Below are 13,938 nucleotides of genomic sequence, written 5' to 3'. Positions count from 1 at the left end.
CGGGCCGTACGACCCGCTCCGCGCGGCTCAGCCCTGCAGAGCCTGCGCCGCCGCGATGCCCAGCAGCACGATCAGCGTCACCACGACGAAGACGAACAGCCGCTGCCGCAGCAGCCGCGGGTTCGCGGGCCTGAGCAGGCCGGGGGAGGTGCCCGTACCGGTACCGTGGCCGGGCCTGCGCGACCCGGTCCGCGCACCCGCCCGCGACCCGGTCGAGGCGCCGCGGCCGGAGCGGCCGCCACCGGTCTGCGGGCCCGGGGCCGCACCGGGGCCCGGCGCCGGGGTGCGCTGCGCCCGCCGCAGGGCGCCGCGGCCTTCCGCGCGCCCGTCGGTGCGGCTCTCCGCACGCTCTCCCGACCGCTCCGCGGTCCGCTCCGTGTAGCGCTCGGTCGGCCGCACCTGCGCCCGCTCGCGGCCGCCCGTGTGCCCGCCGTCGTGCCCGGTCCGCTGCCCCGCGGTCGCCCGCTCCGCCCGGACGGCGTGGCCGCGGCCGCCGCCCTCGGGGAGGCCCTGCGCCTCCCGCGCGGCGATCTCCTTGAGCCGCAGCGCGAGCTGCAGCGTGCTGGGGCGCTCCTCGGGCTCCTTCGCCAGACAGGCCCGCAGCAGCGGGGACAGCGCGTCCGGCACGCCCTGGAGGTGCGGTTCCTCGTGGACGACCCGGTAGAGCAGCACCTCGGAGCTCCCGTGGCCGAACGGGGAGTCCCCCATGCCGGCGTACGCGAGGGTGGCGCCGAGCGAGAACACGTCCGTTGCCGGGGTGACCGCGGCGCCCCGCACCTGCTCGGGGGCGAGGAAGCCCGGCGAGCCCACGGCGGTGCCGACGTGGGTGAGCGTGGAAGCCCCGGTCGCCCAGGCGATGCCGAAGTCGATGATCCGCGGCCCCTTGGGGGAGAGCAGGATGTTCGACGGCTTGAGGTCCCGGTGGACGACGCCCGCCTCGTGGACGGCGACCAGGCCCTCGGCGAGCGCGGCCCCGATCGCGGCGACGTCCGCCGCGCACAGCGGCCCCTCCTCGGCGATCTTGTCGTGCAGCGAGGGCCCCGGCACGTACTGCGTCGCGAACCAGGGCCGGTCGGCCTCCAGGTCGGCCGCCACCAGCCGCGCCGTGCAGCCGCCGCGGATCCGCCGCGCGGCGGACACCTCGCGGGCGAAGCGCGAACGGAACTCCTGGTCCTCGGCGAGGTCCGGCCGGATCACCTTCAGCGCGACCCGCTGGCCGCGCCGGTCGGAGCCGAGGTAGACGACGCCCATCCCGCCCGCGCCGAGCCGCCGGTGCAGCCTGAACGAGCCGACGACACGCGGGTCCTCGCGCCGGAGCCGCATCATCGCCATGTCCGTCCCCTACCTGCCGTGGGGGAGTCCCCACCCCGCTGCCGCGGTCCACCTGATGCCGCCCAGCTTACGTATCCGGGCCCCGCCGCGCTCATAGGCCGCGCCCTCTCGCCGGTCGATTGTCAGTGCTGGCTCCCCCTCCTGAGGCGCACTCAGCAACGGCCGCACCAGCGGCCCCTGTTACCGCCGGAACCCCAAAGCCCTTGCCGCTAAGGGATCTTGGCGTGCCCTCCGGGGAGGCCGCGGCCGGGCGGCCGTCCCGACCGGCCCGCGGGGGAGCCGGGGATGCGGCACGTGAGGGAGATCACCACGCGGCCGGTCGCCCCGGGCCCCGGGGTCGACCCCTCGGGGAAGACCCCCAGTGACCGGTCGCGGGTGTCCAACCAGGGGAGTACGCGGCGCCCGGTGGCGTCCTCCTGGAGGAGGCCAGGCAATCGGTACGCGGGCATGACGCCCGGCGCCCCCCGCCTGCCTAGTGTTGAGGCAAGCGGTGGGTGCGGCACTCGTCCCCCGAGGTCACGCACCCACCGCCCGACACACGACGGGAGGGGCCATGGCGGACACGGCACCGCGGACGATGGTCCGCGCAGAGGGGCGGTGGGCGTCGCTCGCGACGCTCGGCGTCGGCCCGACGGGCCGGCGGCACCCCCTGGTGGCCACGGCCATGGTCCTTCCCGCAGCCACGCTCCTGGTCGTCGTCTTCGGCGGCTGGGACGCGGTGCTGGCACATGCGTCGTCCGTGGGCGTGATGCTGGGGCGCTGAGCGGCGCCCCGGGCCCGGGAGAGCGGCCCGGGTCGGGGACATCCGGCCAACCCCGTGGGGACGGGGGTGCGGCGGACGGCAGTGGCGGCCGGTCAGCTGGGGAGCTGACCGGCCGTCCTACTTCCCGTTCCGCGCGCACCGCGCGCCGCACCCGGGCGGCTCCGGCGGACTGCCCGCATCCCGCGTTCCACGCGGCCAGGCGGACCGCACACCCCGGCGCGTACACGACAGAACCCCCGGTCGCAGACGGCGACCGGGGGTTCCTGTGCGGTGGACGATACTGGGATTGAACCAGTGACCTCTTCCGTGTCAGGGAAGCGCTCTCCCGCTGAGCTAATCGTCCTCACGGGCCATCCGGCGTCACGTACCGTACGCCGACATGGGCACTGCGTGCGCGATACTGGGATTGAACCAGTGACCTCTTCCGTGTCAGGGAAGCGCTCTCCCGCTGAGCTAATCGCGCGGGAAGCCGCTGCTACCAGCGGTTTCAGTGGACGATACTGGGATTGAACCAGTGACCTCTTCCGTGTCAGGGAAGCGCTCTCCCGCTGAGCTAATCGTCCTTGGAGGTGGAGACGGGATTTGAACCCGTGTAGACGGCTTTGCAGGCCGTTGCCTCGCCTCTCGGCCACTCCACCAGGAGCGCAGGGGGTCTCGGGAAGATCCCCCACTTCGAGCGGACGACGAGATTCGAACTCGCGACCCTCACCTTGGCAAGGTGATGCTCTACCAACTGAGCCACGTCCGCCTGTCGCTTTCCGGTCCGCTTCCGCGTCCCGGCGACGTGTTGAACTCTAGCGGATTCCGGGGCCAGTACAAAAACGCGTTTCCGCAGCGTGCTGCGCTCCGGGCCGCCGCGCCCCTCCGCGGCCCGCCCGGCCGGACCCGTGGGCGGCGACGCCCCGGCGCGGTGCCGGCGGTGAGCCGGCGCACCCGTCGGCCCTGGTCCGCGGCCCGCGGACGGCGGGGTGGGGCGGGGAGCGCCGCCGCGAAGGGGAAGTCCTGCGGGACCATGGGGAGGCCGGCCCGCGCGCCGCGCCGCTTCCCCGCGGTCGCGGCCCGACGGCCTTGCCGAGGAGCACGGCGCCGCCTCCGCCGCCCGGTGCTCGCGCGCCCGGGCGGCAGCCCTGCACGGGGCCGGCGCCCCCGCACGGGCCTACACTCGCATCCGTGCACGACCTCGCTCCCCTGGCGCGCTTCGGCGGCCTCGTCGCAACCGACCTGCGGGACGTCACCAGCGACCCGGAGGCCCTGGAGTCCTCCGGCTTCTGGGCCGTCGCCGCCGACTTCGAAGGCCGCCTGACCTGCGCCCGCTTCGGCGACGTGCGGCCCGACCCGGTGCCCGCCCCCGTCCCCGGCCGGTGGCGCGGCCCCGCCGCCGGCGACTGGACGACCTCCCTCGACCGCGAGGCGTACACCCGCGGGGTCCGCCGCATCCGCGAGCACATCGCTGCCGGGGAGGTCTACCAGGCCAACCTGTGCCGCGTCCTGTCCGCGCCCCTGCCGCCCGGCGCGCTCGCCACGGCCGACGTGGACGCCCTGACGGCCCTCCTCGCGCGGGGCAACCCGGCCCCGTACGCAGGAACGATTCGGCTGCCGGCGCACGGCGTGGAGATCGCGACCGCCTCCCCCGAGCTGTACCTGCGCCGCGAGGACCGGACGGTCGAGTCAGGCCCGATCAAGGGCACCGGCAGGACCGCCGAGGACCTGCTGCCCAAGGACCACGCCGAGAACGTGATGATCGTCGACCTGGTCCGCAACGACCTGGGCCGCGTCTGCGCCACCGGCTCCGTCACCGTCCCCGAGCTCTGCGCCGTCGAACCCCACCCCGGGCTCGTGCACCTCGTCTCCACCGTGCGCGGCCGGCTCGCGCCGGGGGAGGGCTGGGCCGGGCTGCTGCGCGCCACGTTCCCGCCCGGCTCCGTCACCGGCGCCCCCAAGTCCAGCGCCCTGCGGATCATCGAGGCACTGGAGACCGCCCCCCGCGGGCCGTACTGCGGAGGCGTCGGCTGGGTGGACGCCGACCGGCGCACCGGTGAGCTGGCCGTCGGCATACGCACCTTCTGGCTCGACCGCCCCGCCGGCCTCCTCCGCTTCGGCACCGGCGCCGGCATCACCTGGGGCTCCGATCCCGAGCGGGAGTGGGAGGAGACCGAACTGAAGGCGAGCCGCCTCCTCGCGGTAGCGTCGGGCGTGTACGAGCCGAGCGGAAGGGCCAACTGAGATGAAGCTGTGGGTGAACGGCGAGCTGCGCGACGCGGACGCCGCGAGGGTCTCCGTCCTCGACCACGGGCTGACCGTGGGCGACGGCGTCTTCGAGACGATGAAGGCGGTCGACGGCCGGCCCTTCGCCCTCGACCTCCACCTCGACCGCCTGGTCCGCTCCGCCCGCGGCCTCGGCCTGCCCGACCCCGACCTGGACGAGGTGCGCCGGGCCTGCGCCGCCGTCCTGGCGGCCAACCCGATGCCGCTCGGCCGGCTGCGCGTCACCTACACCGGCGGGCTCTCCCCGCTCGGCTCCGACCGCGGCGACGCCGGGCCGACCCTCGTGGTCGCCCTCGGGGAGACCGCCCCCCGCCCGGACAGCACCGCCGTCGTCACCGTCCCCTGGACCCGCAACGAGCGCGGTGCGCTGGCGGGCCTGAAGACCACCTCGTACGCGGAGAACGTCGTCGCCCTCGCCCGGGCGCACGAGCAGGGCGCCTCCGAAGCGCTCTTCGCCAACACCGCGGGCCGGCTGTGCGAGGGCACCGGCTCCAACGTCTTCGTGGTGCTCGACGGCCGCATCCACACCCCGCCGCTCGCCTCCGGCTGCCTCGCCGGCATCACCCGCCACCTGGCCGTCGAGTGGACCGGCGCCCAGGAGACCGACCTGCCGATGGACGTCCTGCGCGACGCCGACGAGATCTTCCTGACCTCCACGCTCCGCGACGTCCAGGGCGTGCACCGCGTCGACGACCGGGAGCTGCCGGGCGCCCCCGGGCCGGTGACCGCGAAGGCCATGCGGATCTTCGCCGAGCGCGCGGCAGCCCTCTGACCCGGGCGCCGTGCGCGACACCGGCGCACGGCGGCGGAAATCCGGTTCCCGCCCCGGCACCAGGCGGGTAGAACTCCGGTGATGACCACCACCCTGCGGCCGACCGGGCCGCTTCAGGAGTCCGCCGACGGCACCCGCTTCCGCGCGTACGAGGTGTGCGTCAACAGCCGCCCCGTGGGGGCCGTCGGCATCGGGACCGACCCCGGCTTCGGGCGCCGCGTCGGCACCCTCAGCGGTCTGCGCATCGACGACGCCGACCGCCGGCGCGGCCGCGCCACGGTCGCCGCCCTCGCCGCCGAGGAGGTGCTGCGCGGCTGGCGCTGCGAACTCGTGCGCGTGGCCGTACCGGCCGGCGCCGCCGTCGCCCTGCACCTGGCGCGGACCCTCGGGTACACGGAGCGCAGCCGCTCCCTGGTCAAGGACCTGCCACCGGGACCGGCACCGGCCTATGGGTCTGCGATGCGGCCCATGACAGAGGAGGAGTACCGGGGGTGGCGGGCGGCCGCGGAGGACGCCTACGCGCGGACGTGGAGCGAGCGCGGCTTCCCCGAGGAGGCCGCCAGGGCCAAGTCCCGGGCCGACCACGAGGCCCTGCTGCCGCACGGCCTCGGGACCGCGGGCACCGCGTTCCGCGTGGCCGAGGACCCGGACGGCAGGACCGCCGGATGGCTGTGGGCCGGACTGCGCGACGCCGGCGATCCCGCCGGGCGCCTCACGTACGTCTGGGACGTCCGCGTCGCGGAGGAGGCCCGCGGGCGGGGCTACGGCCGCGCCCTGATGAGCCACGCCGAGTGGATCGCCCGGGAGGAGCACGGCGCAGACCGGCTCGGTCTGCACGTCTTCACCGACAACACGCCGGCGCTGCACCTGTACGAGTCGCTCGGCTACCGCCCCGCCGAGTTCCACCTCGACAAGCGCCTCCTCTGACGCGGCGCGGCAGACGCGCGCGGGGCAGGCGGCAGGCGACAGGCAGCAGGCGGTGAGCGCGGGGCAGCGGCCGGAGTGCGGGGTCAGCCCGCCAGCAGCCGGTCGGTGATCTCCTCGACGCGGGCCCGCAGCCCCTCCTGGCTGCGGCCGCCGTCCAGCCGCTCCCCGCCGACCAGGTACGTCGGCGTGCCCGTGACGCCCAGGGCCCTGCCCTCGGCCTGGTCGGCGTCGACGGCCAGCAGGTGCCGCCCGTCGATCAGCGCGGTGTCGAACTCCTCCCCGTCCAGGCCGAGTTCCTCGGCCACCCGGATCAGGAACGGCTCGCCCTCCGCGTCGAGCTCCGCCACCCGCGAGAGGACCTCCTCCACGTACGGCCAGCCCTTGCCCTGCGCCGCGGCCTCCTCGGCGGCCTGCGCCGCCGCGTACGCGTACCGGTGCTTCTCCAGGGGGAAGTGGCGCAGCCGCAGGTCGATCCGGTCGCCGTAGTGTTCCCGCAGGGCGCGCAGGTCCTCCAGCGCCGTCCGGCAGTCCGGGCACTGGAGCTCGCACCAGACGTCGACGACGACGGGGCCGGCGCTCCGGGCGGTGGTGCCGGTGGTGCCGGAGGAGCCGTGGGGGGAGTCGGGGGTGGAGTCGCTCATGGGCCTCAGTCTTCCAGCCCGTCCGCGTCCGCCCCAACCGGGACCTCAGGAGGAGGGCGCCCCCGAGATCCCCCGGAGATCGGCGCGGGACGGGCCGCCCGTCATGGCCATCGCACGGTCGGCCGATGCACGATGGAGGGGACGCGACGCCCACGGCTGGAGGACCGGATGCTTGCCGAGACCATCTGCACGGCGGTGTCCGCGGCGGGACTGGGCATCGCCGCGATCACCGCGTACCGCAAACGCTTCCTCGCGGCCGCCCGTATCGCGGCCTACGCGCTGGTGCCGCTCGGCCTGGTGATGACCGGCACCGTCGAGTGGCTGGCCGGCACGGCGTTCAGTCCCGTGGCGTGGGCCGGGTTCGGTGTGCTCGGCACGGCGTGGCTGCTCTTCGCGGCGACGCGGGCGGTCGAGCGGCGCAGGGGCGCGGGCGCCGCGCGCCGGGAGCAGCAGGGGCGTGCCGCCGGGGCCGGGCGGGACGCCGTCGCGCCGCCCGCGGCCGGGCCGGCGCTGGGGCCCGGTCGGCGCGGGGCGCGGAAGCCGGCGGCGCCCGCGGACGACTTCAGCGAGATCGAGGAGATCCTGAAGAAGCACGGCATCTGAGCCCGCCGGGCGGGGGAGGGGTGGCGCGAAGGGTGGCGGTGGGAGGCGCCGGCAGGGCGCTCGCCAGCAGAATGCCGGGAACTGCCCTATTTATGGGGGCTGTTGGCGCAGTGCGCGGACGGCCGCTGCGCCATCATCGGCCCCGAGATGCTCGATACCTCGCGGGAGCAGACCCCCGCCCCCACCGAAGAACCGCGCGGCTGCCTGTTCGCGCTGTCCCAGCCACCGCTCATGATCTTCCTGTCGGTGATCGGCCTTCTCCTGCTGATGGCCTCGGTCCACGACCTGTTCCTGCTGTGACCGCCGCGCCCGCACGGCCGCCCGCCCGTCTCGGGGCCGCCGGCGCGGCGGTGCCGGTCAGCCGCCGCCCGCCGCCTCCTTGCGGCGCGCCCGGTACGCGGCGACGTGCAGCCGGTTGCCGCACGTGCGGCTGTCGCAGTAGCGGCGGGAGCGGTTGCGGGACAGGTCCACGAAGGCCCGCCCGCAGTCCGGCGCCTCGCAGCGGCGCAGCCGCTCCCGCTCGCCCGCGACCAGGATGAACGCCAGCGCCATCCCGCAGTCGGCGGCCAGGTGGTCGGCCACCGAGGCGCCCGGCGCGAAGTAGTGCACGTGCCAGTCGTAGCCGTCGTGGTCGGTCAGCTGCGGCGTCGTCCCGGCGGCGGCCACCAGCTGGTTGATCAGTCCGGCGGCCGTCCGGGCGTCCTGCGCCGCGAACACCTCCGTGAACCTGCGCCGCACGTCCCGTACCGCCTGCAGGTCCCGCTCGCCGAGGTCGCCGACGTCGCTGATCCGGTGGCCTTCCACGAACGCGTAGAGCGCCGTCACGTCGTCGAGTCCCTCGCCGCGCCCGCCCTCCGGCGCGGTGTTCATCAGGTCTACGACCGTGTCGAGGGCGGTGCGGGTGTCGTGGGGGATCAGCACGATTCACTCCCTGGCCTCCCGATGGGCGGGCGCCCACCGATCCCGCAGACTCTAGCGGCTCCCCCTCCGGGGCGGACGGTGAGCCGGGCGGCGGCGGTCGGGGCGTGCGGTGTGCGGTCCGCCCCGGGCGGGGCCCGGAAGCGTGCGGGAACGCACGTGGGGCGCCGCCACCGGCGAACCGGTGGAGGCGCCCCACGTGCGCTGTCGGGCCCCTCCCGCCGCCTCGCGGCCGCGGGAGGGCGCCCCGGCGCCGTCGCCCCGAGTCGGACGGCGCCGTGTCGCTTCAGGACCCGGTCAGCTCTCGGCCAGGATGTGGGAGAGCTCCGTGTCCAGGTCGAAGTGGCGGTGTTCGGTGCCGGGCGGCACCGCTGCGTCGGTCCGCTTCAGGAACGACTCCAGAGCCCGCGCCGGGGCCTCCAGCAGCGCCTCGCCCTCGGGCGAGCTCAGAGCGATGCAGACGACGCCCTGACCGTGGCTGCGGGAAGGCCACACGCGGACGTCGCCCGTGCCGGTGGGCCGGTGCAGGCCCTCGGCGAGGAGGTCGCGGGCGAAGACCCACTCGACGGTCTCCTCGGCGCCGGTGTGGAAGGTGGCGTGCACGGCATACGGGTCGGCCGTGTCATACCGCAGGCCCGCCGGGACAGGCAGGGACGACTCGCTCGATACAACGAGGCGCAGGTGCAGCTCGCAGCTGACCGTGGTGTTCATAAGCGCCATGGCCTTTCGCTCAGTGTGCGCTCGGGGATTCGCACGTCGGCGAAATCGACATCCCACCTACGGTGCCGTTGTAAACCCCTCTGACCTTTTTGTGCGGCTTGGGGTACCTCGTTTGGCGGTGTGTTACCAGCGGTTATGGGCCCTTTCAGGTAAAGCGCGGGCCGCCTCGCATCCGGTAGGTTGGGCGCCATGCACGCGGAGAGTGACGAGCGGAAGAGGGTCGCGCCGGCCGCGGCCGACGCCGCCGCGACGGGGGACGGAACCGGCGGAGCGACCCACCGGCCTCCCGGACCGGCCGACCACCCGACAGACCCGACCGGCCGTGACCGGGCCGCCGGGCCGACCGCCCCCGGTGACGGCGGCGCCCCCGGAACGGCGGCAGCCCCGTCCGGGGAGCGGCCGCTCGGCTCGCGCGCGCCCGCCTTCATCAAGGCGAACCGGCCGCTCCACCTCACCTGGCAGGTCGGGGTCTTCCTCATCGGTCTCGCCGTCGTCGCCTTCGGCGTCGTCCTGCTGCCGCTGCCCGGACCCGGCTGGGTCGTGATCTTCGCCGGCATGGCCCTGTGGGCCACCGAGTTCATCTGGGCCCAGCTCGTCCTGCGCTGGACCAAGCGCAAGGTCACCGAAGCCGCCCAGCGCGCCCTGGACCCCCGGGTCCGCCGCCGGAACATGATCATCACCGCGGTCGGGCTCGCCATCAGCGGCGTCCTGGTCGCGGTGTACCTGTGGAAGTTCGGATTCGTCATGCCGTGGACGATCCCCCGCTGACCCGCCCCGGCCGCCGCACGGTCCCGAGCACCCGCTGACATGCGGTAATGTTTGCGGTGCGCCCGGGCGATTAGCTCAGCGGGAGAGCGCTTCGTTCACACCGAAGAGGTCACTGGTTCGATCCCAGTATCGCCCACCACCCGGCCCGAAGGCCCCGGAGACCCACCGTCTCCGGGGCCTTCGGCATCCCGGCGGGCCGGCCCGGGACGCCGCCCCGCCCGGCCTCACCCCATGCGCCCCACCACGTCGCGCAGGCGCCGCAGCTCACGCAGCCGCCGCTCGTACGTCGCGCCCACCACCAGCAGCAGCAGCCCCGCGAGCGCCGGCGGCAGCCACCGCGGCAGCACGCCCACCACCTGCGCCACGTACGGCGCCAACTCGTGCAGCGCCACCAGCACCATCACCCCACCGCCGAGCACCAGCGGCGCCTGCAGCCGCCGCCGCGCCCCCACCAGCGTGACCGCCAGCGCCACCGAGCCCAGCAGCAGCGGCCGCAGCCAGCCCGCGTCACCCCAGACCGCGCACAGACTCGGCACCAGACCCGCGCCAAGCCCCGGCCCGTACGCGACCCACGAGCCCGCCCCGGCGCCCCGCCGCCTCCGCAGCGCGCCCACCACCAGCGCCGGCACCGCCACCGGCAGCGCGTACGCCTCCGGAACCGCCACCTCCCACAGCGCGAGCCGCAGCCACCCCGCGGCCACGAACAGCACGGCCGCCACCGGACCTGCCACCCGCCGCCGCTCCGGACGCACGGCCGTACCCGCCGCGATCACCCCCGACAGGCCCAGCACCAGGGCCAGCACCCCCGGCCGCCCCGCCGACAGGGCCACCGCCACGGCACCCACCGCCGCACCGGCCCACTCCACCGGCGCGCCCGCCGCGTCACGCCGCAGCCGGGCCCCGAGGGCCGCCGTCCCCCCGGGCACCACCAGCAGCGCCACCGCCACCGCGTGCGCCGCCACCCCGCGGCGAACCCCGCGGCGCCCACGAAACCGGCAGCCGCCGCCACCGCCCCGCACGCCGACGCAGCCCGCAGCCGGCGCCGCGCCCCGCCCACCGCGGCGGCCCCCGCGAACAGCACCGCCAGCGAGCCCAGCACCGCCAGCGTCGCCGCCTCCGTCGCCAGCCCCAGCACCGCCACCGCCGACGCCGCCGCCACCGCGCAGCCGAACCCGGCCGCCGGCACCGCCGCGTCCGCCGCCCCGCCCAGGCCCGCGACCACCGGGGCCGGCCGCACCGCCGCACTCAGCAGCGCCGCCACCACCAGCACCTGCACCGCCAGCACCACCCCGTACGGCAGCCCCGCCGCCACCGGCAGCGCGAAGACCACCAGCGCGCCCAGGCCCAGCGCCCCGCACCGCGCCGCCACCCGCACGCCCGGACCACCGGCCCCGGCGGGCACCGCGGCTCCCCACGCCAGCACCCCGGCCACCAGCGCCACCGCCACCACCGCCGGCCACACCGCGAGCGGACCCACCGCGGCAGGTCCCGCCGGCACCGCACCCGACCAGACCTCCGGCACCCGCGCCGCCTGCACCAGCAGCAGCGGCGGAACGGCCACCAGCAGACCCGCCCCCATCAGCCCGGCCGACGCCCACACGAGCCCGCGCCGCACCCCCTGCGGCACCCTCCGCGCCGCCGCCCCGCGGCCGCCGCGACCGCCGGCAGCGCCGCGCACACCACGTACCCGGTCCACACCCACGCGGCGGGCACCACCGCGCGCAGCAGCCCGCCCCCGCGGCTGTCCACGCCGACGCCGCCACCACCGCGCACGCCACCGCCCCGGCACCCGCGACCCGCCACGCGACCGCGACACCCAGCACGGCACCCGCCAGCAGCAGCACGGCGGGCTCCACGCCCCGCGCAGCGACGCCTCGACAGCCGTCAGCAGCGCGCACCCGGAGGTCACCCCGGCCGCCGTCCACGCGGTCGCACCCACCGCCGCCGAGCGCACCCGCAGCGCCAGCAGCGCATCGGCCGCGCCCGTCGCCAGCAGCGCCCACGCGACCGCCTGGCCGTCGCCGCCGAAGGCCACCACCGCCAGTACCGGCGGCAGCTGTCCCAGGACGACCGCCGCCGGCAGCGGTGCCCGCAGCCCCCGCACCGCCCGCCCGTACCCGGCCCACAGGGCGCTCAGCAGCGCCGCCGCCACCGCCGTGTAGCCCGCAGCGCCCCACGCCCACGGCTCCGCGACGAGGTACAGCGCCAGGGCGTCCAGCACCGTCAGCACCAGCGCCAGCGCCGCCACCGCCTCCGCCGTCGCCGCCAGGCCGCGCCGCACCAGCAGCACCGGGACACCGAGCGCCACCACCGTCACCACGCTCAGCACCGCCGTGCGGCCGCCGATCCCCAGCGCCCCCAGCTCACCAGCGTGAACGCCAGCGCCGCGACCGCCAGCAGCGTCCCGCCCAGCGTCAGCAGCAGCGTGCGCACCCCCGCGCCGACGCCTCACCGCCCGGCCGCCCCACGCCGCCGCACCGGCCGCCGCGGCACCGCCCCAGCCCGGGGCGCCCGGAGCCTGCGCGCCCTCCGCGCGCAGCACACCCAGCAGCCACGTGCGGCGCGCCAGCAGCCAGGAGCGGCGGGCGTCCAGGCGGGCCAGTTCGCGATCGATGAGCACCAGCTCCTGGGCCGGTGAAGGAAGGCTGTCCATGCCAGGCAGTGTGGGCCCCGTCACGGCCGTACGACATGCGCGCGGCTACTCAGTTCCGGGTGAGTACGCCTCGCCCGGCGCAGACTCGACGCATGGACTGGAGCCACTACCGCTTCCGCACCGTCTGGACCCTCCCCGCCGCGCCCGACACCGTCCGCGCCGTCCTCGCCGTCCCCGGGGACTACCCCCGGTGGTGGCCCTCCGTCCGCGACGTGGCCGTCCACGGCGACACCGCCACCGCCCGCGTCCGCTCCCTCCTGCCCTACACCCTCACCGTGCACCTGACCCTGGTCGAGCGCCGCGTCGAGGGCCAGGCGCGCATCCTCGAAGCAGCCCTCACCGGCGACCTCGAAGGCCGGGCCCGCTGGACGCTCACCCCCCGCCGCGGAAACCGCACCCGCGCCGTCTACGAACAGGACGTCCACGCCCGCGCCCCCCCTGCTCCGCCGTCTGGCGCTCCCCGGGCGGCTCGTCTTCCGGGCCAACCACGCCTGGATGATGCGCGCCGGCCGGCGGGGCCTCGCCGCCCGCCTCCGCGCGGTTTGATCGAAGCCGCCCGGGACCTGTATGGTTCACTGCGTTCCCGGGCGATTAGCTCAGCGGGAGAGCGCTTCGTTCACACCGAAGAGGTCACTGGTTCGATCCCAGTATCGCCCACCGACCGGAAGGCCGGCCCTCGTTGCAGCGGGTCGGCCTTCCGCCGTTCCCGGCCCGTACCGCGCGGACTACCGGCACCGGCACGCGATCACGCGGCCGCCGCCGACTGCTCGGGCCGCAGCGGCCATGCCGGATCCACCGCCTCCTCCGAGCCGTTCCGCGCGAACCACGCCTGCAGCCCCCGCGCCTGCGCCGCGTGCCAGACCGCCTGCCGGGCGTGCAGCTCCGCCACCGACAGCTCCGCGAGCCGCTCGGTGAACCGCCGCCCCACCGCCCGTACGACCTCCAGCGCGGCCGCGGCGTCCTGCGCCGCGTCATGGGCCCCGTCCAGCACCACCTCGTAGTGCGCGCACAGGTCCGTCAGCGTGCGGCGCCCCTTGCGGTACCGGTCCAGGTGCTTGTCCAGCACCCGCGGATCCAGCACGCACAGCGACACGTTCTGCAGGTACCGCGCCAGCGACGACGCCCGGTGCCGCCGCAACTCCCGGTCCAGCAGCGTCAGATCGAACGGCGCGTTCATCACCACCAGCGGCCGCCCCGCCGCGCACTGCTCCACCAGCAGCCGCGCTATCTCCTCCATCACCGGCGCCGGCCACCGCCCGAACCGCTGCAGATGGCCGTCCGTCAGGCCGTGCACCTCCGTCGCCGCGGCGGGCACCGGGACACCCGGGTTCACCAGCCACCGCGTCGCCCGCAGCCGTCCGCCCGGCGCGTCCTGCACCACCACCGCCGCCGAGACGATCCGGTCCCGCTCGACGTCCACACCCGTCGTCTCCGTGTCGAACGCGGCCAGAGGACCCTCGTACCAGTGCGCCATAGCCCGAACTCCTCGCACATCACCGGCAGATGGACCGATCCCCTGCCGAACCGGTGATACCCGGACCGTTTGCCCCGTACGCCGTCCGGTCACAACAACCGT

At 76.0% G+C, this 13,938-nt stretch carries 14 protein-coding genes, 7 tRNA genes and 1 pseudogene; 10 read left to right on the top strand and 12 right to left on the bottom strand.

Translation table 11 applies throughout. The features are described from left to right. Window positions 1–27: 27 nt before the first annotated feature. Window positions 28–1,332, bottom strand: a complete 1,305-nt coding sequence (locus tag L6E17_RS02630) for a serine/threonine-protein kinase (protein WP_236239141.1) — start codon at window positions 1,330–1,332, stop codon at window positions 28–30. Between the two features lie 553 nt (window positions 1,333–1,885). On the opposite strand from L6E17_RS02630, the gene L6E17_RS02625 reads away from it, so the two are divergent. Beyond that, window positions 1,886–2,095, top strand: coding sequence for a hypothetical protein (locus L6E17_RS02625; protein WP_236239140.1), 210 nt, complete (start codon window positions 1,886–1,888; stop codon window positions 2,093–2,095). A gap of 271 nt (window positions 2,096–2,366) precedes the next feature. Here the strand turns inward: L6E17_RS02625 and L6E17_RS02620 are convergent. The 5 genes from L6E17_RS02620 to L6E17_RS02600 all read right to left on the bottom strand — a co-directional run bounded on the left by L6E17_RS02620 (window position 2,367) and on the right by L6E17_RS02600 (window position 2,843). After that, window positions 2,367–2,438, bottom strand: a tRNA-Val gene (locus L6E17_RS02620). Window positions 2,439–2,486: 48 nt separating this feature from the next. Next, window positions 2,487–2,558 (bottom strand) — tRNA-Val (locus tag L6E17_RS02615). Between the two features lie 28 nt (window positions 2,559–2,586). Then, window positions 2,587–2,658 (bottom strand) — tRNA-Val (locus L6E17_RS02610). A gap of 1 nt (window position 2,659) precedes the next feature. After that, window positions 2,660–2,733, bottom strand: a tRNA-Cys gene (locus tag L6E17_RS02605). 37 nt (window positions 2,734–2,770) lie between these two features. Then, window positions 2,771–2,843, bottom strand: a tRNA-Gly gene (locus tag L6E17_RS02600). 422 nt (window positions 2,844–3,265) lie between these two features. Between L6E17_RS02600 and L6E17_RS02595 the strand changes: the two genes are divergently transcribed. The 3 genes from L6E17_RS02595 to L6E17_RS02585 all read left to right on the top strand — a co-directional run bounded on the left by L6E17_RS02595 (window position 3,266) and on the right by L6E17_RS02585 (window position 6,059). After that, window positions 3,266–4,318 carry a chorismate-binding protein gene (locus L6E17_RS02595; protein ID WP_236239139.1) on the top strand — a complete coding sequence of 351 codons (1,053 nt, stop codon included), beginning with the start codon at window positions 3,266–3,268 and terminating at the stop codon, window positions 4,316–4,318. 1 nt (window position 4,319) lies between these two features. Continuing rightward, window positions 4,320–5,132, top strand: coding sequence for an aminotransferase class IV (locus tag L6E17_RS02590; protein WP_236239138.1), 813 nt, complete (start codon window positions 4,320–4,322; stop codon window positions 5,130–5,132). An 81-nt stretch (window positions 5,133–5,213) separates the two neighbouring features. After that, window positions 5,214–6,059: a GNAT family N-acetyltransferase gene (locus tag L6E17_RS02585; protein WP_236239137.1), complete on the top strand. Its 846-nt coding sequence runs from the start codon at window positions 5,214–5,216 to the stop codon at window positions 6,057–6,059. Window positions 6,060–6,142: 83 nt separating this feature from the next. Here the strand turns inward: L6E17_RS02585 and L6E17_RS02580 are convergent, their stop codons facing one another. Further along, window positions 6,143–6,700, bottom strand: coding sequence for a DsbA family protein (locus L6E17_RS02580; protein ID WP_236239136.1), 558 nt, complete (start codon window positions 6,698–6,700; stop codon window positions 6,143–6,145). Window positions 6,701–6,868: 168 nt separating this feature from the next. Between L6E17_RS02580 and L6E17_RS02575 the strand changes: the two genes are divergently transcribed. After that, window positions 6,869–7,303, top strand: coding sequence for a hypothetical protein (locus L6E17_RS02575; RefSeq protein ID WP_236239135.1), 435 nt, complete (start codon window positions 6,869–6,871; stop codon window positions 7,301–7,303). 147 nt (window positions 7,304–7,450) lie between these two features. Next, window positions 7,451–7,603: a hypothetical protein gene (locus L6E17_RS02570; RefSeq protein ID WP_236239134.1), complete on the top strand. Its 153-nt coding sequence runs from the start codon at window positions 7,451–7,453 to the stop codon at window positions 7,601–7,603. Window positions 7,604–7,660: 57 nt separating this feature from the next. On the opposite strand, the gene L6E17_RS02565 is transcribed toward L6E17_RS02570, so the two are convergent. Both L6E17_RS02565 and L6E17_RS02560 read right to left on the bottom strand, forming a co-directional pair. Further along, complete coding sequence (locus L6E17_RS02565) at window positions 7,661–8,224, bottom strand: CGNR zinc finger domain-containing protein (RefSeq protein ID WP_236239133.1); 564 nt, start codon at window positions 8,222–8,224, stop codon at window positions 7,661–7,663. A 294-nt stretch (window positions 8,225–8,518) separates the two neighbouring features. Beyond that, window positions 8,519–8,932: an SsgA family sporulation/cell division regulator gene (locus tag L6E17_RS02560; protein ID WP_003959770.1), complete on the bottom strand. Its 414-nt coding sequence runs from the start codon at window positions 8,930–8,932 to the stop codon at window positions 8,519–8,521. 198 nt (window positions 8,933–9,130) lie between these two features. On the opposite strand from L6E17_RS02560, the gene L6E17_RS02555 reads away from it, so the two are divergent. Both L6E17_RS02555 and L6E17_RS02550 read left to right on the top strand, forming a co-directional pair. Beyond that, window positions 9,131–9,709, top strand: a complete 579-nt coding sequence (locus tag L6E17_RS02555) for a TIGR02611 family protein (protein WP_236239132.1) — start codon at window positions 9,131–9,133, stop codon at window positions 9,707–9,709. Window positions 9,710–9,773: 64 nt separating this feature from the next. Continuing rightward, window positions 9,774–9,848: transfer RNA gene (locus tag L6E17_RS02550), tRNA-Val, on the top strand. An 85-nt stretch (window positions 9,849–9,933) separates the two neighbouring features. Here L6E17_RS02550 and L6E17_RS30825 read toward each other — a convergent pair. Both L6E17_RS30825 and L6E17_RS02540 read right to left on the bottom strand, forming a co-directional pair. Beyond that, entirely contained in the window at window positions 9,934–10,545 is a 612-nt protein-coding gene (locus L6E17_RS30825) for an SCO7613 C-terminal domain-containing membrane protein (RefSeq protein WP_236239131.1), read from the bottom strand. Further along, window positions 10,479–12,362, bottom strand: a complete 1,884-nt coding sequence (locus L6E17_RS02540; protein ID WP_236239130.1) for a hypothetical protein — start codon at window positions 12,360–12,362, stop codon at window positions 10,479–10,481. The genes L6E17_RS30825 and L6E17_RS02540 overlap by 67 nt, the downstream gene beginning before the upstream one ends. Before the next feature lie 92 nt (window positions 12,363–12,454). Between L6E17_RS02540 and L6E17_RS02535 the strand changes: the two are divergent. Continuing rightward, a pseudogene (locus L6E17_RS02535) lies at window positions 12,455–12,908 on the top strand (SRPBCC family protein). 39 nt (window positions 12,909–12,947) lie between these two features. Beyond that, window positions 12,948–13,019: transfer RNA gene (locus L6E17_RS02530), tRNA-Val, on the top strand. An 88-nt stretch (window positions 13,020–13,107) separates the two neighbouring features. Here the strand turns inward: L6E17_RS02530 and L6E17_RS02525 are convergent. Beyond that, a complete protein-coding gene (locus L6E17_RS02525) occupies window positions 13,108–13,836 on the bottom strand; it encodes a 3'-5' exonuclease (RefSeq protein ID WP_236239129.1) in 729 nt (242 codons plus the stop codon). Window positions 13,837–13,938 lie beyond the last annotated feature (102 nt).

The organism is Streptomyces sp. CC228A (assembly GCF_021390935.1).
Classification (GTDB): Bacteria; Actinomycetota; Actinomycetes; order Streptomycetales; family Streptomycetaceae; genus Streptomyces.
Note: the sequence above shows the minus strand (reverse complement) of the source record. Positions and strands in the feature narration are given on the sequence as shown.

Coding starts and splice junctions, on each gene's coding strand:
- L6E17_RS02630 (WP_236239141.1), bottom strand. CDS start 1,332: ATGGCGATGATGCGGCTCCGGCGCGAGGACCCGCGTGTCGTCGGCTCG.
- L6E17_RS02625 (WP_236239140.1), top strand. CDS start 1,886: ATGGCGGACACGGCACCGCGGACGATGGTCCGCGCAGAGGGGCGGTGG.
- L6E17_RS02590 (WP_236239138.1), top strand. CDS start 4,320: ATGAAGCTGTGGGTGAACGGCGAGCTGCGCGACGCGGACGCCGCGAGG.
- L6E17_RS02585 (WP_236239137.1), top strand. CDS start 5,214: ATGACCACCACCCTGCGGCCGACCGGGCCGCTTCAGGAGTCCGCCGAC.
- L6E17_RS02580 (WP_236239136.1), bottom strand. CDS start 6,700: ATGAGCGACTCCACCCCCGACTCCCCCCACGGCTCCTCCGGCACCACC.
- L6E17_RS02575 (WP_236239135.1), top strand. CDS start 6,869: ATGCTTGCCGAGACCATCTGCACGGCGGTGTCCGCGGCGGGACTGGGC.
- L6E17_RS02570 (WP_236239134.1), top strand. CDS start 7,451: ATGCTCGATACCTCGCGGGAGCAGACCCCCGCCCCCACCGAAGAACCG.
- L6E17_RS02560 (WP_003959770.1), bottom strand. CDS start 8,932: ATGAACACCACGGTCAGCTGCGAGCTGCACCTGCGCCTCGTTGTATCG.
- L6E17_RS02555 (WP_236239132.1), top strand. CDS start 9,131: ATGCACGCGGAGAGTGACGAGCGGAAGAGGGTCGCGCCGGCCGCGGCC.
- L6E17_RS02540 (WP_236239130.1), bottom strand. CDS start 12,362: ATGGACAGCCTTCCTTCACCGGCCCAGGAGCTGGTGCTCATCGATCGC.
- L6E17_RS02525 (WP_236239129.1), bottom strand. CDS start 13,836: ATGGCGCACTGGTACGAGGGTCCTCTGGCCGCGTTCGACACGGAGACG.